The following is a 21,512-nucleotide window of genomic DNA, read 5'->3' on the forward strand; positions in this document are numbered from 1 at the left end:
ATCCTTGTAAAAGAAGGAGGAATAAGAAATGAATAATGATTTATTAATTTCCGGTTTTTCGGATGAAATCTCTTCTGATTTTAATACTCAGCTTGAAGTTGTAGCAAAATTAGGAATGCGTTATATTTCCTTGCGGGGTATCGATGGAAAAAATATTGGTGATTTTACGGTGGAAGAGATAAAAGAAAGTGTCCAGCCACGGCTTCATAGAGCCGGGATTGGTATTTCTTCGATTGGATCGCCAATCGGTAAGGTGTTCATCAATGATGAAGAGGGATTTGCCAAACAAAAGACCATGTTAGCTACACTTTGCCAGATTGCTAACTTGTTAGATTGTAAATACATTCGTATTTTTAGCTTTTATATTCCAAAGGGTGAAGAAGCCGACAACTACAGAGATGAAGTAATTGGCAAAATAAAAGAGTTTGCAGCTATTGCAGAAAAATTTGATGTTATTTTATTACACGAAAATGAAAAGGACATTTATGGGGACATTGCTAGACGCTGTCATGAGATTTTGAAAGAGGTTGGTTCAGCCTATTTTAAGGCTATCTTTGATTTTGCTAACTTTGTTCAGTGTGGCGAGGATACCCAGGAATGCTACGATTTGTTAAAAGAAGAAATTGTCTATATACACATCAAAGACGCTGTCACAACGGATAGTCAAAACGTGGTCTGCGGTACTGGGGAAGGTAAAATACCTGAAATTTTGGCACAAGCAATTCAAAGCGGTTACAAAGGCTTCCTAACACTCGAACCTCATCTTGTTCTCTTTGATTCTTTAAAGGACTTGGAACTTGAAGATGCTCAAGAGATTATTAAAGATAACAAAGGTCTTGATGGTGCAGGTGGGTACAAACTTCAATATGAGTCACTATTAAACATTCTTGAAAAAATAGAAAGCGGGGAAAAATAAAATGGCAAATGTTAGATTAGGAATTATTGGCTTAGGAGCACAGGGCGGAGCCTACGCAGGATTTTTAGCAGAAGGAAAAGTGAAAAACATGGTTCTTGGAGCAATCTGTGACATTGACCCAGCGAAAAAGGAATTGGCAGCTGAAAAATATCCTGAAGTTCCATTTTATGATGACTATATTGATATGCTTGAAAGCGGTAAAGTTGACGCTGTAGTAACTTGTGTTCCACATTATCTGCACCCTGAAATGGGAATTGAAGCACTTAAAAGAGATATCCATGCATTGGTAGAAAAGCCTGCAGGTGTTTATACAAAACAAGTAAGAGAATTAAATGAATTTGCTGCAACAAAACCAGAATTAACCTTCGGAATTATGTTTAATCAACGGACAAATCCACTCTATCAAAAGGTGAAAGAAATTATTGATAATGGTGAAATTGGCCAAATTCGTCGTACAAACTGGATCATTACGACTTGGTGGAGACCACAAGGCTATTATGACCAAAGCGCATGGAGAGCAACATGGGGCGGCGAAGGCGGCGGTGTCCTTGTCAATCAGGCACCACACCAAATTGATTTGCTTCAGTGGATTTGTGGTATGCCTAAAAAGGTCTATTCTAATGTAAAATACGGCTACCAAAGAAATATCGCTGTAGAAGATGAAGTAACGACAATCTTAGACTATGGTAATGGAGCAACAGGCGTATTTATTACGTGTACGCACGATGTTATGGGAACTGACCGCTTTGAAATTTTGGGGGATAAAGGAAAAATTGTTGTCGATGACAGCAAAAAAATAACGGTTAAACGTCTTAAAAAATCTGAATCTGAAATGAGCGCAACCATGAGCTGGGCAGATGTAACAAAAATTTTCATGGGTCAGGGCTTATCTGAAATATATACAGAAGAAGTAATTGAATTTGAAAGTGTTTGGGGCGGTCAGCATATTGCGGTAATGGAAAACTTTGCAGCGAATATTGTGGAAGGAACCCCACTTCTTGCACCTGGCAGTGACGGAATCAATGGCGTTGCCCTGGCAAATGCAATTCACCTTTCGAGCTGGTTAGGTAAAGAAGTAGAACTTCCAATTGATGAAGAGTTATACTTCGCAGAGTTGAGTAAAAAAGTGGAAGAAGAAAAAGAGAATCCAATTAAATAATCAATATTATTAATCTATAAATCTAAACGAACTCGGGGAGTCTTTCTTCCTCTTCGGGTTCATTTTAAAGGGGAATAGCTGATGCTCAAAATAGCAGTTATATGACTTGGCGATATATCAAAAATTCATATTCCAGCTATACAAGCAAACCCTAGTGCCGAGTTAGTGGCAGTATGTGATCTTAATGAATCATTAAGGAATACCGTACCTGATGTAAACTTTTATACTGACTATCAAGAAATGCTAAAGAAAGAATCATTGGATTGTGTGCATGTTTGTTTGCCGCATAATCTTCACTATCCAGTTACAAAAGTCTGTGTTGAAAATGGTGTTCATGTCTTTCAGGAGAAGCCTTTGTCTTTAAATACAAAGGAAGGTTTGGCTTTAGCGAAGCTAGAGGATGAGCATCACACTAAAATTTGTGTCTGCTTTCAAAATCGCTGCAATGAGTCCTTTGAATTGCTGCAAGAAATTATCGCTAGCGGTCAATTGGGCAAGATGATGGGGATAAAAGGATTAGTTACTTGGTATCGACCAAAAGAATATTACGATGTGAAACCTTGGCGTGGAAAGATGGAGTTTGCTGGTGGCGGAGTGATGATTAACCAAGCCCTCCATACCATCGATTTAATCCAGTTGCTTGGTGGTGAGATTGATTCGATTAGAGGGTCCATCGATCAATTATTGGATTACGGGATTGAGGTTGAAGATACAGCTTCAGCTCATATTAAATTTAAAAATGGTGCAAAAGGATTATTTTTTGCCACCAATGCCAATGCGGAAAATTCAAGTGTCGAGCTAGAGGTATCCTTTGAAAAAGGAAAATTCACCATCAAAGATAGTGTTTTAACAAAAATCAATGGAGACGGAAAGAAAGAAAAATTGATTGAAGATGCCAAGATGCCAGGTACAAAATTCTATTACGGGGCAAGCCATATTAAATTAATCAATCAATTTTATTCCGCAATAATAAATAACTCCGAGAATTATGTAAAGGTTAAAGATGCCCTTACATCGATGAAAATGATTGACGCAATTCGCCAATCCTCAGAAGAAAAAAGGATAATAAAAATGGAGGAATTACAACATGCAAACAGCTAAAATTGGCGTTCAAATGTTTAACCTTAAAGAAAAAATTGTGGAGCTTGGTGCATATGAAACATTAAGAAAGTTAAGTGAGCTTGGCTTTCATTATGTCGAAGTAACTCAAATTCAAATGACTGAAGAAAATGTAGCTGAATTAAGAAGAGCAAGTGTTGATTTTGGGATCAAAATTGCATCTATCTCAGCTCCTTTAGATACCATGCCAGGCATGCCAGGTGAATCATTGACAGAGGACTTTGATAAAATTGTGAATGATTGCAAAACATTAGATTGTAACTTTATCCGCATTGGTATGATGCCGATCCAATTAATGGGCCATAAGGACCAAGTTATGGAGTATATAAGTAATGCAGAAGCTATGGCAGAAAGACTAGCGGAGCATGGAATAGAATTATATTATCATAACCACCATATAGAATTTGAAAAATATGATGGAGAATGTTTGTTGGACATTATGAAAAACAACACTTCTAAACTCGGCTTTGAGCTAGATGTCCACTGGGCTCAAAGAGGTGGCGAGAATCCGATAAATGTGATTAATAGATTTGCAGGTCGTGTCTCATTAATCCACTTAAAAGATTATCGAATTGGAAATATGAATGTAAGTGAAGAAGATTTTAAAGATATGTCTAAGTTCATGCAAAAGTTCACAAATATAATCGAGTTTGCAGAACTTGGTCAAGGTAACTTGGACATAAAGGGTATAATAGAAGCTGGTATTGAAAGCGGTGTACAATATTTCCTAATTGAGCAAGATGATACTTATGGCCGCGATCCATTTGATACGTTAAAGGATTCGGGGGACTATTTAAGAGAGTTAGGTTATGGAGATTGGTTTTAAATGCAATCAGCTATAAAAGAGGCAGGTGTCAGGCACAAGGTGTCTGGCACTTTTCTTTGGATCGAGTTTTAGACAAACCAGTTGACGTTAATTAAAAAGGACCTCAGTGACGAGGGCCTAATTGAGTCATCCTTATAAAGTTAAACTAAGCTCAGAAACTCCTAAAAACTTTTGAATTCCTAATGCACATGCTCCCATGATACATGCTTTTTTTCCGAACTCCGATACTAACAGCTCAGAGTAATGACTTATAGTAGAAGTAAGGTGGGCTTTAAGTTCTTCAGCAGCATTAGGATACAAACGAAGCAATTCACTATTTACGACCAAAATTTCTGGGTTATAAAGATTAATTAGATTATTTAGTCCGATGGAAAGATATTCTATAAAATGTTCCATTTCTTTAAGAATTGTTGGTTCTTGTTCCTTTAATCCAGTCAGGATATCCTCGAAACTAAAATCAAGTGTTTGTTGGACTTGAGTTATACGACGAGTAAGGCTATTTTCTGAGGCATACTGTTCCCAACAGCCTGAATTTCCGCAGCTGCAAGGTACACCATTGGGCACAATTATCATATGGCCAATTTCTCCTGCATATCCATGATAGCCCTTTAACAATTTACCATTTATCATAAATCCAAGTCCAATACCAGAATATAAGCTTACAGATAGTAAGTTGTTACTATGATGGTGTTTGTAAACCTTTTCCGCAATTGAACATAAATTCGCATTATTTTCAATGTATATATTAATGCCAAGTTCATTTTCTAGGTCTTTTTTTAAGTTTTTGTTTTTCCATCCATGTTGTGGAACAAAATAAATTATTTCATTGGTATCCACAATTCCGTGAATTCCAAGGACGACTCCAATAAGGCCGTAATGAGTTTGTTCACATTTAAATTGGTAATTTTTAATTTGCTGGGTTAGTATATCAAAAATGACTTCGTAATTAGAGACTGGCAGGTCGATAACGTCCGTGTGTACGGCACAACCACTCAAATCAGCCAGAGTAAAGGTAATCGTAGTCTTATCAAGATCAATTCCCAAGGCGAAACCGGCTTTTTGGTTAATTGATAGCATAATCGGTCTTCTCCCTAGACTTTTGTGTTCTAATTGTGATTCGACTATAAATGCATGATCCAATAGCTCTGAAACCTGCACAGAAATAGTTGCTTTATTTAGTCCTGTAACTTTAGCAATCTCTGCCCTCGAAATTGATTTATGCTCAATAATTGTACTTAATATTAACGATCTATTCATTTTTTTGATTAGTGATGCATCACCAGTGAGCATAAAAAACCTCCTTGTCTTTTTAAAAGAAAATATCACATATTTATTTATTGACGTATGCAAGCCATAATGATATATTATACAGGTAATTAGTTTGTTTGGTAAACAAATTAATTAAAAGATTCCAAATTATTTTAAAAAGGTCAATTTGAAAGGGATTACAGTTAAGAATTCATACTCCCTGTTCATACATTGAATAGATAACAATGAGGTAAACTTAAATTAAACAAAGGAGGATATAAAAATATGGGAATTCTGCAAGAACTATTAAAGGATATTCCGGTACCCAAAATGGCTAAAGTGAAAGTAAAGTTTGAAAACAATAAGATTGACGACCTTGGGCAAGAATTAAAGTTGAAATTAAACCGCGTACATATTCAAGAAAAAATTCAGCCTGGGATGGAAATTGCTATTGCTGTTGGGAGTAGAGGGCTTGACCGGCTCGTAGAATTAACAGCGGTAACGGTGCAATTCCTAAAGGAGCTAGGTGCGAAACCATTCATCGTTCCTAGTATGGGTAGCCACGGCGGTGCAACGGCCGAGGGACAGCGTGAGGTATTGGCCCATCTTGGCGTAACAGAAGCTGCTGTCGGTTGTGAAATCCGCTCATCGATGGAAGTGGTGAAAGTTGGGGAATTACCTAATGGATTACCTATCTATGTTGATAAGTTTGCGTCAAAAGCAGATGGCATTGTGGTCATTAATCGGGTAAAACCACATACAGCTTTCCGGGGACCAGTCGAAAGTGGAATTATGAAGATGATTAGTATTGGTCTAGGGAAGCAAAAAGGCGCAGAAGCATGTCACCAAATGGGCTTTAAATATATGGCTGAAAATGTGCCGGCAATGGCAAAGGTGATTATGGAAAAAACACCATTCCTGTTTGGAGTAGCAACAATTGAGAATGCCTTTGATAAAGTGGCAGTGCTCGAAGTACTTACTCCTGAGGAAATTGTGGAAAAAGAACCTGCACTACAAAAGCAAGCCAAAGAGTTATTGCCGAAGCTTTTCTTTGATCAATTGGATGTCCTTTTGATTGATGAGATTGGTAAAAATATTAGCGGTGATGGCATGGATCCAAACATTACCGGGCGCTATCCAACCCCGTATGCATCTGGCGGACCTGATGTAAACAAAATGGTCGTGCTTGACGTAACCGTTCAATCAGAGGGAAATGCGAATGGAGTAGGGACAGCAGATTTTACTACCCAGCGGCTGGTAGATAAGATGGATAAAGAAGGCACTTATGCGAATGGTTTGACTTCAACCGTTTGTGCACCTACAAAAATTGCTACTACCTTGCCAAATGATAAAATGGCTATTCAAGCAGCTGTTAAAACCTGTAATATCTTAGATTTTACAAAGGTTAAATTGGTTAGGATTAAAAATACATTAGTGCTTAGTGAGATTGAAGTTTCTGAGCCTTTGCTTCCATACATAGCGCAGCATCCGAATATGGAGCAAATTTCAGATGTATATGAATTTCAATTTGATGAAAAAGGAAATTTATTTTAAACAAGAGGAGAGATAGATATGTCAAATTTATTTGATTTAACAGGGAAAACAGCAGTTGCAATCGGGGGAAATGGTGTATTAGGATCAGCGATGGCAAAAGGTTTAGCGGAGCATGGAGCAAGAGTAGCCATTGTCGGACGTAATTTAGAAAAGGCTGAAGCTGTTGTTCAGGAAATTACCGCAAATGGCGGGGAAGCAAAGGCATTTCAAGCCGATGTTAGTTCTCGTGACTCCTTAATGAAAGTAGCAGATGACATTGACCAATGGTCAGGCGGGTGTGATATCCTCTTAAATGCACCGGGAACGAATAGTTCAACACCATTTCTTGAACTTGAAATGGATGAATATGATAAAATTATGGAAATTAACCTTAAAGGAATTGTGTTAGCTTGTCAGATCTTTGCGAAAAGGATGATTGAACAAGATAGAAAGGGAAGTATTATTAATATTTCTTCTGTATCTTCAACCACACCTCTTTCTCGGGTATTTACGTATTCTGTATCAAAAGCAGGTCTTAATAGTGTTACACAATATTTAGCTCGTGAGTTTGCTCCAAATGGAATTCGTGTAAATGCTATTATTCCTGGTTTCTTTCCTGCTGAACAAAACAGAAAGATTTTGGATGCAGAAAGAATTGAAAACATCATGAGACATACACCGATGAATCGTTTTGGCGAAGCCGAAGAACTTCAAGGTGCGACAGTGTGGCTTGCATCGGAAAAAGCATCAAGCTTTGTTACTGGTGCCTTGATAAGAGTAGATGGCGGATTTGGAAGTATGACGATTTAGTCATTGTCACATAAAGTAGCTTTTTTTTAAATATGTTAAAGTAGGATAGAAATTAAAGAAAGTCGGGGGAGTTGGGGAAATGCTGACAGAGAAGTATAAAAAATTACAATCCATTCTCCGTGAGATGAAATCAGTTGTTGTTGCATTTTCAGGAGGGGTAGATAGTACGTTTTTGTTAAAAGCTGCGGTTGAAACATTAGGTACGGAGCAGGTACTTGCGGTAACAGCAGACTCTGAAAGCTATCCCTCAAGTGAATTGGAAGAGGCAAAGAAACTAGCAGAAAAAATTGGTGCTAAACACCAAGTCATCGAAACCTCCGAGCTGGCCATCCCGGGCTATGCAGAGAACAATAAGAATCGTTGCTATTTTTGTAAAAGCAGTTTATTCGATCACTTAATCCCTGTAATGAATGAAAAGGGGTTTCAAAATGTGATTTATGGTGTCATCGCTGACGATATGAATGAATTTCGCCCTGGCATGAAGGCAGCTAAAGAAAAGGGGATTCGGGGTCCGCTGCAAGAAGCGGACCTCTATAAAGAAGAAATTAGAGAACTTTCCAAAGTTTTTAATTTGCCAATTTGGAATAAACCCTCTTTAGCCTGTCTTTCATCGAGAATAGCCTATGGTGAGTTTATTACTAAGGAGAAATTATCCAAGGTTGAAAAGGCTGAGGATTATCTAAGATCACTTCAAATTCGCCAAGTACGGGTAAGAACACATCAGGATATTGCAAGGATAGAAGTAGAACCAAGCGATATGGCTATTGTTTTAAATCAGCATGAACAAATAGTTAAACAACTTCAAGACTTTGGTTACAAATACATTACCCTTGACTTAGTTGGTTATCAGAGCGGAAGTATGAACAAAGTTCTAACTAAATAGTATTTGCCTCGGGTTTTGATAAGAGTAAAAGAAAAGGCTTTGGAAGAATCCAAAGCCTTTTCTTTTAAAAAATGGATAATTATAAATAAAGGAAGATGAAATTTATGTCAAGTGAATTTGTAATGGGGCTTGATATTGGAACAACAAGTGTAAAAGCGTGTGTGTTTACTTTAAACGGAAAATTAGTAGCCGAAGTAGAGAAAATGAACACATCCTTTTATCCCCACCAGGGCTGGGTGGAGCAAGACCCTATCGAAATTGAACAGGCTGCAATCCTAGCAATTAGAGAAGTTATAGATAAAGCAGCCATCGACAAAAATGAATTAGTTACAATAGGTTTTTCTGCTGCTATGCACTCATTAGTTTGTATCGGTGAAGAGGGAACACCTATTTCTCCAGCACTCATTTGGGCGGATGGCAGGAGTTATGAACAAGCTGAAAAGATAATAAAAACAAGGGGAGATAAGGTTTATTCCCAAACCGGAACTCCGGTTCACCCAATGACACCATTTGTAAAGCTAGTCTGGATGAAAGAAACAGAATATGAACCTTACAGAAAAGCCCAATACTTTATGTCTATTAAGGAATACTTACTGCAATGCTGGTTTGGTAAAAGGGTGATTGACTATTCCATGGCATCAGCAACAGGATTATTCAACCCGGAAACACATAAATGGGAACAAGAATTATTAGAACTTGCTGGTATAAAAGAAAAGCAGCTTTCAGAAATTGTTCCTCCGACGAAAACCCTAATAGGCATTAACCAATCAAAGGCTGCAGAAATGGGAATAAACCCGCAAATGCCCTTTGTTGTTGGCGCTGCAGACGGCCAATTGGCCAATCTCGGCATAGGAGCCATCCTGCCTGGAGAAGTGGCTGTATCTGTAGGTACAAGTGGAGCAATCCGGCAGCTTACAAAAGGAGTAAGGATTAGTGAAAGTCAAGAAACTTTCTGTTATTCCTTTACAGAGGATACCTCTATTATTGGCGGCCCAACTAACAATGGAGGAGTAGTTCTGCAATGGCTAAAGGACCTTTTAGAAGACGATCGAAGTTTTACAGATTTTCTAGCCGATGCAAAAAAGGCTGCGCCGGGGGCAGATGGAATTCTCTTTCTTCCTTATTTAAATGGTGAACGAGCTCCTATCTGGAATCAACGGGCAAAAGGTAATTTCTATGGAGTTTCCATAACTCATAAAAAAGAACATTTTATTCGAGCCGTGCTAGAAGGGATTACTTTTAATCTCTATCAAATAGGAAAAGCCTTGGAACGGTTAGCAGGAGAGCCGCAAAAGATTTATGTTAATGGCGGTCTAGCCAGATCTCCATTGTGGCTGCAAATGATGGCGGATATTTTTGAAGCAGAGATTTATGTTTCGGAAAGCCACCACAGTGCTGCCTGGGGCGCTGCATGGACAGCCCTTGTCGCGATTCATAAAGTAGAATCTTTTGAAGATATTAAAAAGAATATACCCATGGGGAAAGCGACCTTACCAAATAAGGATACCAGTGAAATCTATAAGAGGATTTATCAGAATTACATCGAATTGGCTAAAGATATGAAAAAGTATTTTAGATAGGAAAGTTAGGGGGAAGCTTATGCTTGATGAAATATTAAAACAAGTTCAAACAGGAACCCTTAGTATTACAGAGGCTAAAGAAAGATTAGCGACCTTTGAAAATCTAGGCTTTGCGAAAGTGGACCATCATCGTAAGAAACGTCAAGGCTTTGCTGAGGTCATTTATGGCGAAGGAAAAACGGCTGATCAAATCATCTCTATTGTTCAAGCTTTAAGGGCCCGGAATAACGAAATCCTTGTCACAAGAGTTTCTAAAGAAAAGGCAGTAGTTATCCTGAATACTTGTCCGGAACTTACTTATAATGAGACAGCACATATTCTTTTTCTGAAAGATGAAACCGGGCCAATAAAAAATAAAGAGGGCTACATTGCTGTAATAGCCGCAGGTACCTCGGATTTAAGGGTGGCTGAGGAAGCAGCGGTTACTGCAGAGGTTTTAGGCAGTCATGTTCATCGCATTTATGATGTAGGAGTTGCAGGAATACATCGTTTATTGAACCATGCTGAGGAAATTCAACAAGCAACTGTATCTGTTGTGGTTGCAGGAATGGAAGGAGCCCTTCCAAGTGTAGTTGGCGGTCTTGTCTCCCATCCAGTAATTGCAGTACCAACAAGTATTGGTTACGGAGCAAATTTTCATGGGTTGTCAGCCCTGTTAACAATGCTAAACTCATGTGCTTCAGGAATAAGTGTTGTCAATATTGATAATGGATTTGGCGGAGGCTATAATGCAGTCTTAATTCACCAACTTGCACAAAAAGGGGAAACCGTAAAAAATGAAAACACTATACTTTGATTGTTTTTCAGGAATAAGCGGGGATATGGTCCTCGGTGCGCTAATCGATGCAGGGGCAGACCCGAATCTTTTAGTGGCAGAATTGAAGAAGCTGCAAATAGAAGATGAATATGATTTGAAATGGAAAAGAATTGTTAAGAATGGAATCACCAGTACGAAGTTTGATGTGATTCTACTAAATAGCTCTGAGCAGACTCATAATCACCAAGAGCACAGTCATGATCACGAACATGAGCACAGCCATGATCATGAACATGATCACGAACATGGTCACAGCCATGATCATGATCACAGCCATGATCACGAACATAAATATACCCATGCTCATGAACACCATGATCACCATCACCATACACATCGTGCATATAAAGATATTGTAGAGTTAATTGAAGCAGCTGATTTCTCTATTCCAGTCAAAGAAACGGCTCTAAAGATATTTAAAAGAATTGGAGAGGCGGAAGGGCTTATCCACGGGATTCCTTTAGAAAAGGTTCATTTCCATGAAGTAGGTGCCATTGATTCTATTATCGATATAATAGGCGCAGCGATATTCATTCATCAATTAAACGTTGAAACAATAAAGTCATCCCCGATCCCAGTGGGAACGGGAAGAATCCATATTGACCATGGAATTTATCCTGTTCCGGCTCCTGCAACACTAGAAATTCTAAAAGGAGTACCAATTGAGCAGTCAGACATAAGGGCAGAGTTAACCACACCAACTGGAGCGGCCATTATTGCTGTACTCGCTGAGGAATTCGGGCCCATCCCTTCAATGAAAATATCTTCAATTGGCTATGGGGCAGGAACAAAAACCTTTAAACAACATCCCAACGTACTTCGAGTAATTATCGGTGATTAAGAAAGGCGCAAGCGCCTTGGTCAGCCCCGACTAGCATAAGACGAGCAGGCCAAAAGGTTGCTTTTTAACCGGAGCTAGACAAGTATAAAGGTTAAAAACTTTTATACTTTCATATGTCATAAAATAAAAGCTGCCATATTTTTGGCAGCTTTCTTCAAGCCCATTTTATCTCTTTTAATAGTTGCTGCCTAAATAATTGAATGATAAATTCATTGTAAAAATCATTTCTCACAATCACCTGATAGTTGTTATTCGGATGTATGTAATAATGGATATCGGTTAAAACGCTATTATCATCAAAATATTGTCGTACTTCCATAAGGCTTTTCTTTAACTCACTATCAAATAGCGTAATAAAAACTCAATATCATTACCATTAGCCGTTTCATTTAGTTCAATAAGCTTTTTGTCATACGTATACTCGACTCTCATCAAAATCCTCCTATATTAAGTATCTTAAATAAATGTAAATGGTACAAATCACGATAGAAAGGAGCATTAATGGAAAAGCAATTAGTAAAAACTTTCCAAACGTAATCGGGTATCCTTCCTTTGCGGCAAGACCAGCTACAATAACGTTAGCGCTTGCACCGATCAATGTACCATTTCCCCCAAGACATGCTCCTAGAGACAGGCTCCACCAGAGTGGTTCCAAATTTTGAATGCCCAATTCACCCATATCCTTTATCATCGGAATCATCGTGGCTACGAATGGAATGTTATCGATAAAGGCTGAGGCAATCGCACTAACCCAAAGAATTAGAATCGATGTGGATGCCACATCTCCGCCGGTCAAATGGACGGAGTAATCAGCTAGTAGAGAAATAACTCCTGTTTCGATCAATCCTGAGACAAGGACGAACAACCCAATAAAGAAGAAAATGGTTGTCCACTCTACCTTTAAAAAAGACTTATCCAAATATTCTTCCCCTGTTAATAGAAGTAAAAGGAAGGCACCTGCTAACGCAACGGTCGCCGATTCAATATGAAGCAGTTGATGCAGGAAAAATCCCACAATTGTTAAAAGCAATGCTGTTAATGACTTCATTAATAGTGTCTTATCCGTAATTTCTTCCTTTTCGTCAAGGTCCATTAAACTAGCTTTCAATTCTGGTGATGTTCGGAGCTGTTTACGATAGATAAAGGCTAGAATACCGACATTTACAAATAAAATGAAAAAAGAAATAGCAGTCAGATTATTGATAAATGCCATAAACGTTAATTCTTTCACAGCGCTTCCTAGCATGATATTTGGGGGGTCGCCAATTAAGGTAGAGGTTCCGCCAATGTTGGAAGCGATAATCTCTGTAATTAAAAACGGAATCGGATTTACCCGTAATTGCCTTGTGATACTAAATGTTACCGGAACCATAAGCAGGACGGTAGTGACATTATCTAAAAAGGCTGAGCCTAATGCTGTAATAATCCCAAGTGCTACTAATATCTTCAATGGATCGCCTTTCACTTTTTTAGCTGCCCATATGGCGATATACTTGAACAAGCCTGTTTCAGATGTAATCGCGACAATAATCATCATCCCTGTCAACAATCCGAGTGTATTAAAATCAATGTGATGTAAGGCCTTTTCTTGACCAACAATTCCTAACAGGACCATTATAATTCCGCCAGCCATGGCGATAATTGTGCGGTGAATCTTTTCAGTGACAATAAAGGCGTAGGTAAATAAAAATACTACTATTGCAATAATTGCTTGTGTTGACACGTATGAACCACTTCTCCCTCTGTATTCTTACATTCATTGAAAAAATGCAAAAAAGGAGCCTGTTTTGACAGACTCCACCAAAAAACAACATATCTATTATATGTTTTATTGTATAAAACTATACATAGGATGTAAAGGGGCTTACCCCTAAAGTTCTAAGGTATTTACAAACCTAATTTCTTAATAAAATCAACCATCTCCTCATGCTCCTCTTTTACTAGTCTATATAATCCTTTATCTGTCTTGACTAGAGATTTTCCCTTTTCGTCGGCAATTGGTTTTGTGTATGATTTTTGGGCAACTATCTGCCATTTTCCATTTCGATGGCTTAATTTAAGATCAATGATTCCAAGTCTGCTTCCAAAGGCAGCAGCCATTACGACAGGTTTACCGTTGATTTCCCCTGTCTCCAAATTAGTATTTGGCAGATTTTTATAGACAGGCCCTGGGAATACGCTATGTGAATGACCTGCCAGAACGACATCGATTTCAGGGATTTGAGTTAAGTAATAAACGGCGTTTTCCGTATCATCTTGATATGGTTCACTACTAATCCCTGTATGGGCTAGAGCGATAATAATATCAGCCCCATCTGCCTTTATAATTGGTACAAACTCCTTAGCTGTTTCAACCATTGGTTTTGCAAACACTTTTCCTTCAAGATTGGCCTTGTCCCACTTCATTATATGGGTAGGCATCAAGGCAATAACACCAATTTTTAGTTCATGTGAGTTACCGCTCTGATCGACTATTTTTCTTTTTAAAATAGTATAGGGTTTAAAGTATGGTTTATTTGTTTTTACCGAAAACACATTTGCATTAAGGACAGGCATCTTTGCCCCTTTTAAGGCAGTATTTAAAAAACTTAATCCATAGTTAAATTCATGATTTCCAATCGCAATTGCATCATATTTTAAATAATTAAATGCCCGGTAAACAGGATGTGTTTTTCCTTTATGCATTCCTCTGATTCTGGCCAAATACTCACCGAGTGGATTTCCCTTTAAATGGTCTCCATCATCAAATAATAAAGTGTTTTTACTTTCCTTACGTGCTTCCCTGATAAGTGTTGACGTTTTAACCAGACCTATTCGATTGTCTACTTTTGTTTGATAGTAATCATAATTCATCAAATCTGCATGTATATCTGTCGTTTCTAAGATCCGTAAATCGACCAATGTCTGACTAGTTTTTCCTGTCTCGGCTGCAAAAGTATTAGATGCATAAGTAAAGAAAATAATCTGAAGAGAAAGTAAAGTTATTATTCTTCTTTTCATTATGATTACCTCCTACATGTCTAGGTGTAGAGTAATCTTAGTATGGGTCTTTCTTTTCAATTTATCCGCGGCAGATGTATTTGCATGCATGAAACACTAGAAAGTGATTTCGCTAAAAATATTTAAATTAGAACAAACAGCCAGCCAACTAGGCTGGCTGTTTGTTCCGATTCTGCTGACGTTTTAAATGATGGCCAAAGAACCACCAATTCCAATCACCCAAAAGCCTCATTAAAGCTGGAACTAAGATCATTCTGACAATGGTTGCATCAATAAAAATGGCAATTGCTATACCCACTCCAAGCTGCTTTACCGGCATAACCCCTGTAAAAGCAAACGCCCCAGTTACCACAATCATGATTGCAGCAGCGGAAGTGATGATTTTACTAGTAAAGGTTAGCCCGGAAATTGTGGCTAAGGTATTGTCACCTGTTTGAAGGTAAAATTCCTGAATCCTTGAGATAAGAAAGACTTCATAGTCCATAGAAAGTCCGAAGACAAGAGTGAATACAAATACAGGTAGGATTAACGCAATATCAACAGGTTTCATTCCAAAATGTCCCTCTTGAAAGATCCAAACTACAATCCCGAAAGTACAGGTTAAGCTCAATACATTCATTAAAATCGCCTTAAGAGGAATCAAAATAGAACGAAACGCAGCCATTAATATCACAAGGGTCGATAACACAATTAACAGTAATCCATAATGTGCCTTTTGATAGATCTCGGTAAAAATCTCTTGTTCAAATTTGATAGGACCACCAAAAAAGGCTTGGACGCCAAGTTTTCTTTGTGACCAATCGTTTACCCAGTCCCTAGCTTTTGCAGAATGCTCTTCAGTGTTTAAATAAACTTCCAAAAGTATTTGATTGTTTCTGATAAAGTATTCCTTTAACGCAGCAAGCTGCGCCGTGTCCCCATGCTGGAAAAACTGATATAGCTGTTCTTCATTCTTTATTCCTGTGGCAGAATAAGGGGAATTAACGGTATTAACCAGCGTATCCTTTTCAATCGAATGGATAATTGTACTTATTTTTTTAAAATTATTCCTTTTTGTTACCGGCCCCTTTGTTTTAAGCACAATCGTTACTTTTTTTTCGTCTTTTTTCTCGCTTGCAATAAATTGCTTCTGGAATGTTTCAAGTGCTAACCGAGAAGGGTAATTGGCTGGCAGAGAATCCGTACCAGGAATGGCCAAAACCAATTGCTTTACTGGTGCTAGTCCAGCCAAGAGAATAGCGAGTGAGAGTACAATCATGATAATCGGATGATTCATCACCATTTTAGCAAAACGGTACCAAATGCTATTTTCCTTTTCCATAACTCGAATCACACTAAAGTTATTTATATTTTTCCCTAAAAGTGAAAGTAATGCTGGTAGAAAGGTTAAGGCTGAAAACGCTGAAAGTAGGACGACCAGCATCCCCCCTAGGGCAACATTTTGAAAGATGTCGATTTTAATAAACCAGAGCCCAGAAAGGCCTATAAAAACGCAAAGTCCCGAGAAGATAATCGATCTTCCAGCTGTTCTAACTGTCACTTCTATTGCTTCTTGAATTGATTTGGTTCGCAATTCCTCTTTGTACCGGTTAATGAACAATAAGGCAAAATCAATACTTAAGGCTAGACCAATCATTGGAACAATGTTAAGTATAAAGATCGTTAAATCAAGTTGATAACTAAAGAAGTAAACGGTGCCCATCGTGATTAAGATGGAAACCACTCCAATAACAATAGGGAGGGCGGCAGCGACAAGGCCTCCAAATGCAAAGATAAGCACTACTAATGCGATCGGCAGACCAATCATCTCTGCCTTTCGTAAATCTTCTTGGCTGGCAACATTTAAGTCCTGAACGATTATTGGTTCCCCAGTCATCGTAACCTTTAAACCATGTTGGTTTTTAAGAATCCTTTTTAATTTTTCGATTTCCTCTCCAAGATTCTCGGCCTGTTTGTCAAAAGTAAGCAGCCCATAGGCATAATTGTCTTTAATCATTCCATCTCTATCAAAGGGAGAAGTGATATCTCTGGCAGAGTCAAAATTAGAAAGCCTACTAAATGTATTTTGGATAAACTGATGAAATTCCTTATCTTTGATTGTTTTATCCCTCTCGAAAACCAGGATAATGGAGGATTTAGGATGTCCAAAGTCTTTTTCGAGAATTTTCCTTGTTTGATTATATTCTCCCTTGTATTCAAAGCCATTCCCGCTTAAAACAGTAGGTAATTTAAGGGCAAATAGGCCGAAAAAAAGAATAACTGCGATCCAAATGAGCAGTATCCATTTGCGATTTCTGTAGATAGAACTTCCTAATTTATCCAAAAAGATGGCCTCCTTTAAAGAATTATCCCTTATTGTTTTAAATCAGGATATAAAAAAGGTGCTTCCGCTTTCCGTAAATTTTTCCCTAATTCTATTTGAAAATTCACATGAAAAACAATATGAAAAAATGTTCAAAGTAAGTATCACAAATGTAAAAAATCATGAATTACATCCCTGTTATTTGGTACAATAAAGAAAATCAGAAACTTTATAGGTGATAAAATGGAACAAGATAAATTGAATAAAGTTATTGAAGCGGCCAAGTTATATTATTTATTGGATTATAACCAAAATGAAATTGCTAAGATTTTGGGTGTTTCTCGTCCCACTGTATCACGTTTGTTACAGCAGGCAAAGAGAGAGGGCATAGTCAAAATTTCTATAATGGACCCGACTGAGAATGTTGAAAATTTAGCTTCCCAATTAGAAAAAAAGTTCCATTTAAAAAAAGCGATTGTCGCTTCTATACCACAATATGAAGACCATATTATTAAAAATTATCTTGGTGAAATGGCTGCGATTTACTTGGAGGGCATTGTTAAAGATGACGACATTATCGGAGTTACATGGGGGACAACGCTCTATCATATTGCAATCGAACTAAGACAAAAATTCATAAAAAACGTCAAAGTTGTCCAATTAAAAGGCGGGGTAAGTCATGCGGAAACCAATACATATGCATCAGAAATTCTATATCTATTTGGTAAGGCATTTCATACGACACCACTAAATCTCCCCTTGCCTGCCATAGTCGATCATGTAGTTGTAAAACAAGCAATGGAGGCAGACCGCCATATCCGAAGAATTTTAGAAATGGGAAAACAGGCTAATATTGCTCTGTTCACAATAGGATCGATTAAGACAGACTCCTTATTGTTTCAATTAGGATATTTTACTGACAGTGATTTGGAATCACTTTCTGGCAAGGCAGTTGGTGATATTTGTTCGCGATTCTTTGATAAGGATGGACAAATTTGTAATGAGAGCTTAAATGAAAGAACCTTGGGTGTGAATCTTGATGAGCTAAGTAAGAAAGAATATTCCATTGTTGTAGCTGGGGGACCCAACAAAATAGATGGAATTTATGGTGCCTTAACCGGAAAATATGCAAATGTTCTCATTACCGATCAATTTACGGCAAAATTCCTGCTTGATAAATAGTAAATACATTTATGGTTATATATGAAGATGTTAATTTTACATTTGTTCATATAGATATTTACAAATGTTCATGATGTTTGGTATAGTTATGTTGTTATAAAAATCGATATGGAATCTGTATAACAAAAAAATATCAGGGGGAAATTAAGATGACTCAAAATATTGTCAAAATGATAGATCATACATTATTAAAAGCAGATGCAACGCAAGAAGAAATTCTTAAAATTATTAATGAAGCGAAAGAGTATTTATTTGCATCTGTATGTGTTAATCCAACATGGGTTAAAACAGCAGCTGAACTGCTTGCTGATACTCCTGAAGTAAAGGTATGTACAGTGATTGGATTTCCATTAGGAGCCTCAACTTCAGAAACAAAGGCATTTGAAACAAAAAATGCGATCGAAAACGGTGCGGATGAGGTGGATATGGTTATCAACATTTCTGCGCTAAAGGACCAACAGGATGACATAGTTGAAAAAGATATTCGTGCCGTCGTTGAGGCGGCAAAGGGTAAAGCGCTAGTTAAAGTAATTATTGAAACATGCTTATTGACTGATGAAGAAAAGGTTAAAGCTTGTGAACTTGCTGTTAAAGCGGGAGCTGATTTTGTTAAAACTTCTACAGGATTCTCTACAGGTGGAGCGACCGCCCAGGATATCCGTTTAATGCGTCAAACAGTAGGAGCTAATGTTGGAGTCAAGGCTTCAGGCGGAGTTAGAAGCCGTGAAGATGCGTTGGCGATGGTGGAAGCTGGAGCTACCCGCATTGGTGCTAGTTCAGGTGTTTCCATTGCTAAGGGGGAAATTTCTAATAACAACTATTAATTTAATGTGAGGGTACCATGTATGAAAGAGGTTATATTGGCCTTAATTGCCGGATTAATTGTAGGAATGTTATTTAGGTTCTTAAAACTACCTTTACCAGCACCACCTGTATTTTCTGCCGTAATAGGTGTATTTGGTGTTTATTTTGGCGGTGTTGTTCTAGATTGGATAATGAAGTTAGTGCAGCATTAATTTTTAGCTAAAGAATGGCCAAATAAAAAAAGAGAAGCTATTTCTATGGAATATCTTCTCCTTTTTTATGTAAAGGAAAGCAGAGTAAATTGGAAAGATTAAGGAATGAGAATTATGTTAAAAAGAATAGGCTTTATCGGTGCAGGGAAAATGGCTCAAGCTATGATAGAGGGAATTGTAAAAGCAAATGGGGTTACTAAAGACCATATAATGGCAAGTGCTGCAACTGAAAAGACACTAAAGGTTGTTTCTGAAAAATATGGTATTCTTGGATCATTAAACAATAAGGATGTGGCAAGATTTGCTGAAATTCTCATTCTAGCAGTGAAACCTGACCAGCATGCAGGAATTATCAATGAAATTAAAAATGAAATAACCCAAGGTACTATTATTGTTACGATTGCAGCAGGAATTACTTTGGCAGACATTGATCGTTTATTTGGTTTGCAGGTTAAATCGGTCCGGACCATGCCCAATACCCCTTCGTTAGTAGGGGAAGGAATGAGTGCCCTTTGTCCAAATAAATATATCACTGAAGAAGAGCTAATGGCGGTAGAACAACTGTTTCAATCCTTCGGTCAAACGGAGCGTTTGCCGGAGAACCTAATGGATGCCGTACCGTCTATCAGTGGTTCATCACCAGCCTATGTCTATATGTTAATAGAAGCAATGGCGGATGGGGGAGTACGACAAGGAATTCCACGAGATAAGGCCTATCGGCTGGCGGCACAAGCTGTACTTGGGGCTGCCAAAATGGTTCTGGAAACAGGCAGACACCCCGGTGAGCTGAAAGATCAAGTTTGTACACCTGGAGGAGCAACAATTGAGGCAGTTGCAACTCTTGAAAGTGAACAATTCCGGGGGTCAATCATTGCTGCAATGGAGAGCTGTACCAGTAAGGTGAAAAATTTAGGATGATATTATCTTGGATTCCATAATAGGGATCCTTTTTTATATTTATAAAAAAATTCGACCTTTTTCGACTCTTTCCGTAGTTTTTTTATCAATTCATAATAAACTCAAGATAAACACAAACTTATCACTAAAGAGTATTACCAAAGTGATCAGTTTCCGCTAATTAAATTGAGGTGCAGGCAGTTAATGGACTTAAATAAATATAAGTATTCACTTGTTCAAAAGGTAAACAGTCAGTTGTCGATGTGGTTTGACACCAAGTCCGAGATCAGCAATATAGAAGTTTATCGATTTCTACATTCCCTTTACACGAGTGCTGGGACGTTACAGTTGGTGGGTCTCTACCAGCTAATTGGATTTTTAATGGGGCAAATCAATGCAGAAGAGGATAGACTTTGGGAGAAAGAAGAATTACGAACGTTTTTAGAAGGATTATTTAATCTGACAAAAGAATATGAAATTCTCTCGGAGAATGAAGCTGTGAAAGATATTGAGCGCCGCCATGATGAAAATGTTCCACTCATTCAAATTATTGATGATGATATTTCGATGCTCATACTTCTCAAAGCTGCCTTGGAGGAAAATGGTTGGATAGTCGTTTCAAATATAGACCCTGCTAAGGCAATTTCGCAATACTACGATTTAAATCCTGACTGTGTAATGATTGATATAAATCTACCTGGAATTAGTGGACTCAAGTTCCTGGAGGAGATTGAGCACCATACGCATCAACACTTTGTATCGATAATTATAATGAGTTTGATGAATGACCGGGAAACAAGAATCAAGGCATTCCAACTTGGTGCTGATGATTTTATGGAAAAGCCGATTGATTTAGAAGAATTGACTGTTCGGATTGCCCGTCATTTAAAAAGAACAGAATTACTTAATCAAGCCCTATCAGCAGCAAAAGCAGACAGCGGTCCACATGAGGAAATCGTAAATGACTGGACGGACGAAATAACTAAAAGAAAATTATTTGTTTCTATCATTGATGATGATCCTATTATTAGAACCATGCTGATGCGAATCCTTAATGTAATGGATTTTTCTAATTTTGATGTAAGTTTAGCAGAATTTGGAGATGGGGTACAGTTTTTCAAATCCAATAGATTAGAGGAAAAAGGAGACCATTTTTTAATAATTGACGGTGTGATGCCAATAATGGATGGTATTGAAGTTTTACAAAAGGTCCAAAAGATAAAACATAGTCATAAAGTTCATGTCCTTATGCTGACCGGGAGAAAAAGCGAAGCAGATATTGAAAAGGCATTAGCACTTGGCGCTGATGATTATGTCACTAAACCCTTTAGCATTAAGGAGCTGCAGGCTAGAATACAAAGGTTAATTAAAAGGATGAATTAA

Annotated in this window: 20 protein-coding genes; 15 read left to right on the plus strand and 5 right to left on the minus strand. The window is 37.8% G+C overall.

What is annotated here, in order from left to right; genetic code table 11:
• Window positions 1–28: 28 nt before the first annotated feature.
• From M3226_RS07460 to M3226_RS07475, 4 genes are all read left to right on the plus strand, one after another.
• Window positions 29–916 (plus strand): sugar phosphate isomerase/epimerase family protein, encoded by an 888-nt coding sequence (locus M3226_RS07460; RefSeq protein ID WP_251564019.1) that lies wholly within the window; start codon window positions 29–31, stop codon window positions 914–916.
• 1 nt (window position 917) lies between these two features.
• Window positions 918–2,075, plus strand: coding sequence for a Gfo/Idh/MocA family protein (locus M3226_RS07465; protein ID WP_251564021.1), 1,158 nt, complete (start codon window positions 918–920; stop codon window positions 2,073–2,075).
• A gap of 114 nt (window positions 2,076–2,189) precedes the next feature.
• Window positions 2,190–3,176, plus strand: a complete 987-nt coding sequence (locus M3226_RS07470) for a Gfo/Idh/MocA family protein (protein ID WP_251564524.1) — start codon at window positions 2,190–2,192, stop codon at window positions 3,174–3,176.
• The gene (locus M3226_RS07475; RefSeq protein ID WP_251564023.1) at window positions 3,163–4,020 is read left to right on the plus strand and encodes a sugar phosphate isomerase/epimerase family protein; all 858 of its coding nucleotides are present in this window, start codon (window positions 3,163–3,165) and stop codon (window positions 4,018–4,020) included. The genes M3226_RS07470 and M3226_RS07475 overlap by 14 nt, the downstream gene beginning before the upstream one ends.
• A 132-nt stretch (window positions 4,021–4,152) precedes the next feature.
• On the opposite strand, the gene M3226_RS07480 is transcribed toward M3226_RS07475, so the two are convergent.
• Window positions 4,153–5,310 carry an ROK family transcriptional regulator gene (locus M3226_RS07480; RefSeq protein WP_251564025.1) on the minus strand — a complete coding sequence of 386 codons (1,158 nt, stop codon included), beginning with the start codon at window positions 5,308–5,310 and terminating at the stop codon, window positions 4,153–4,155.
• 243 nt (window positions 5,311–5,553) lie between these two features.
• On the opposite strand from M3226_RS07480, the gene M3226_RS07485 reads away from it, so the two are divergent.
• From M3226_RS07485 to M3226_RS07510, 6 genes are all read left to right on the plus strand, one after another.
• Complete coding sequence (locus M3226_RS07485; RefSeq protein WP_251564027.1) at window positions 5,554–6,822, plus strand: lactate racemase domain-containing protein; 1,269 nt, start codon at window positions 5,554–5,556, stop codon at window positions 6,820–6,822.
• Window positions 6,823–6,840: 18 nt separating this feature from the next.
• The gene (locus M3226_RS07490; protein WP_251564029.1) at window positions 6,841–7,611 is read left to right on the plus strand and encodes an SDR family oxidoreductase; all 771 of its coding nucleotides are present in this window, start codon (window positions 6,841–6,843) and stop codon (window positions 7,609–7,611) included.
• A 79-nt stretch (window positions 7,612–7,690) separates the two neighbouring features.
• Window positions 7,691–8,494: an ATP-dependent sacrificial sulfur transferase LarE gene (gene larE, locus M3226_RS07495; protein ID WP_251564031.1), complete on the plus strand. Its 804-nt coding sequence runs from the start codon at window positions 7,691–7,693 to the stop codon at window positions 8,492–8,494.
• 104 nt (window positions 8,495–8,598) lie between these two features.
• Window positions 8,599–10,074, plus strand: coding sequence for a gluconokinase (locus tag M3226_RS07500; protein WP_251564033.1), 1,476 nt, complete (start codon window positions 8,599–8,601; stop codon window positions 10,072–10,074).
• A gap of 19 nt (window positions 10,075–10,093) precedes the next feature.
• On the plus strand, window positions 10,094–10,870 hold the full coding sequence (gene larB / locus M3226_RS07505; RefSeq protein WP_251564035.1) for a nickel pincer cofactor biosynthesis protein LarB: 777 nt from the start codon (window positions 10,094–10,096) through the stop codon (window positions 10,868–10,870).
• On the plus strand, window positions 10,851–11,732 hold the full coding sequence (locus M3226_RS07510; RefSeq protein ID WP_251564037.1) for a LarC family nickel insertion protein: 882 nt from the start codon (window positions 10,851–10,853) through the stop codon (window positions 11,730–11,732). The genes larB and M3226_RS07510 overlap by 20 nt, the downstream gene beginning before the upstream one ends.
• A gap of 154 nt (window positions 11,733–11,886) precedes the next feature.
• Here the strand turns inward: M3226_RS07510 and M3226_RS07515 are convergent, their stop codons facing one another.
• From M3226_RS07515 to M3226_RS07530, 4 genes are all read right to left on the minus strand, one after another.
• Window positions 11,887–12,051 (minus strand): hypothetical protein, encoded by a 165-nt coding sequence (locus M3226_RS07515; protein WP_251564039.1) that lies wholly within the window; start codon window positions 12,049–12,051, stop codon window positions 11,887–11,889.
• A gap of 123 nt (window positions 12,052–12,174) precedes the next feature.
• Entirely contained in the window at window positions 12,175–13,455 is a 1,281-nt protein-coding gene (locus tag M3226_RS07520; RefSeq protein WP_251564040.1) for an ArsB/NhaD family transporter, read from the minus strand.
• 164 nt (window positions 13,456–13,619) lie between these two features.
• Window positions 13,620–14,732: a metallophosphoesterase gene (locus M3226_RS07525; RefSeq protein ID WP_251564042.1), complete on the minus strand. Its 1,113-nt coding sequence runs from the start codon at window positions 14,730–14,732 to the stop codon at window positions 13,620–13,622.
• Between the two features lie 148 nt (window positions 14,733–14,880).
• Window positions 14,881–17,055, minus strand: coding sequence for an MMPL family transporter (locus M3226_RS07530; RefSeq protein WP_251564044.1), 2,175 nt, complete (start codon window positions 17,053–17,055; stop codon window positions 14,881–14,883).
• A 222-nt stretch (window positions 17,056–17,277) separates the two neighbouring features.
• Here M3226_RS07530 and M3226_RS07535 point away from each other — a divergent pair, with 222 nt between their 5' ends.
• From M3226_RS07535 to M3226_RS07555, 5 genes are all read left to right on the plus strand, one after another.
• Window positions 17,278–18,216 carry a sugar-binding transcriptional regulator gene (locus tag M3226_RS07535; protein WP_251564046.1) on the plus strand — a complete coding sequence of 313 codons (939 nt, stop codon included), beginning with the start codon at window positions 17,278–17,280 and terminating at the stop codon, window positions 18,214–18,216.
• A 149-nt stretch (window positions 18,217–18,365) separates the two neighbouring features.
• Window positions 18,366–19,040 (plus strand): deoxyribose-phosphate aldolase, encoded by a 675-nt coding sequence (deoC, locus tag M3226_RS07540; protein ID WP_251564048.1) that lies wholly within the window; start codon window positions 18,366–18,368, stop codon window positions 19,038–19,040.
• Between the two features lie 21 nt (window positions 19,041–19,061).
• Window positions 19,062–19,232, plus strand: coding sequence for a XapX domain-containing protein (locus tag M3226_RS07545; protein ID WP_251564050.1), 171 nt, complete (start codon window positions 19,062–19,064; stop codon window positions 19,230–19,232).
• Window positions 19,233–19,346: 114 nt separating this feature from the next.
• Window positions 19,347–20,150 (plus strand): pyrroline-5-carboxylate reductase, encoded by an 804-nt coding sequence (proC, locus tag M3226_RS07550; protein WP_251564052.1) that lies wholly within the window; start codon window positions 19,347–19,349, stop codon window positions 20,148–20,150.
• 183 nt (window positions 20,151–20,333) lie between these two features.
• A complete protein-coding gene (locus M3226_RS07555) occupies window positions 20,334–21,512 on the plus strand; it encodes a response regulator (RefSeq protein WP_251564054.1) in 1,179 nt (392 codons plus the stop codon).

The organism is Neobacillus cucumis, from assembly GCF_023715505.1.

Bases quoted from the DNA above. Each gene is read 5' to 3' on its own strand.
- M3226_RS07460 (WP_251564019.1), top strand. From the start codon at position 29: ATGAATAATGATTTATTAATTTCCGGTTTTTCGGATGAAATCTCTTCT.
- M3226_RS07465 (WP_251564021.1), top strand. From the start codon at position 918: ATGGCAAATGTTAGATTAGGAATTATTGGCTTAGGAGCACAGGGCGGA.
- M3226_RS07475 (WP_251564023.1), top strand. From the start codon at position 3,163: ATGCAAACAGCTAAAATTGGCGTTCAAATGTTTAACCTTAAAGAAAAA.
- M3226_RS07480 (WP_251564025.1), bottom strand. From the start codon at position 5,310: ATGCTCACTGGTGATGCATCACTAATCAAAAAAATGAATAGATCGTTA.
- M3226_RS07485 (WP_251564027.1), top strand. From the start codon at position 5,554: ATGGGAATTCTGCAAGAACTATTAAAGGATATTCCGGTACCCAAAATG.
- M3226_RS07490 (WP_251564029.1), top strand. From the start codon at position 6,841: ATGTCAAATTTATTTGATTTAACAGGGAAAACAGCAGTTGCAATCGGG.
- larE (WP_251564031.1), top strand. From the start codon at position 7,691: ATGCTGACAGAGAAGTATAAAAAATTACAATCCATTCTCCGTGAGATG.
- M3226_RS07500 (WP_251564033.1), top strand. From the start codon at position 8,599: ATGTCAAGTGAATTTGTAATGGGGCTTGATATTGGAACAACAAGTGTA.
- larB (WP_251564035.1), top strand. From the start codon at position 10,094: ATGCTTGATGAAATATTAAAACAAGTTCAAACAGGAACCCTTAGTATT.
- M3226_RS07510 (WP_251564037.1), top strand. From the start codon at position 10,851: ATGAAAACACTATACTTTGATTGTTTTTCAGGAATAAGCGGGGATATG.
- M3226_RS07515 (WP_251564039.1), bottom strand. From the start codon at position 12,051: ATGGAAGTACGACAATATTTTGATGATAATAGCGTTTTAACCGATATC.
- M3226_RS07525 (WP_251564042.1), bottom strand. From the start codon at position 14,732: ATGAAAAGAAGAATAATAACTTTACTTTCTCTTCAGATTATTTTCTTT.
- M3226_RS07535 (WP_251564046.1), top strand. From the start codon at position 17,278: ATGGAACAAGATAAATTGAATAAAGTTATTGAAGCGGCCAAGTTATAT.
- deoC (WP_251564048.1), top strand. From the start codon at position 18,366: ATGACTCAAAATATTGTCAAAATGATAGATCATACATTATTAAAAGCA.
- M3226_RS07545 (WP_251564050.1), top strand. From the start codon at position 19,062: ATGAAAGAGGTTATATTGGCCTTAATTGCCGGATTAATTGTAGGAATG.
- proC (WP_251564052.1), top strand. From the start codon at position 19,347: ATGTTAAAAAGAATAGGCTTTATCGGTGCAGGGAAAATGGCTCAAGCT.
- M3226_RS07555 (WP_251564054.1), top strand. From the start codon at position 20,334: ATGGACTTAAATAAATATAAGTATTCACTTGTTCAAAAGGTAAACAGT.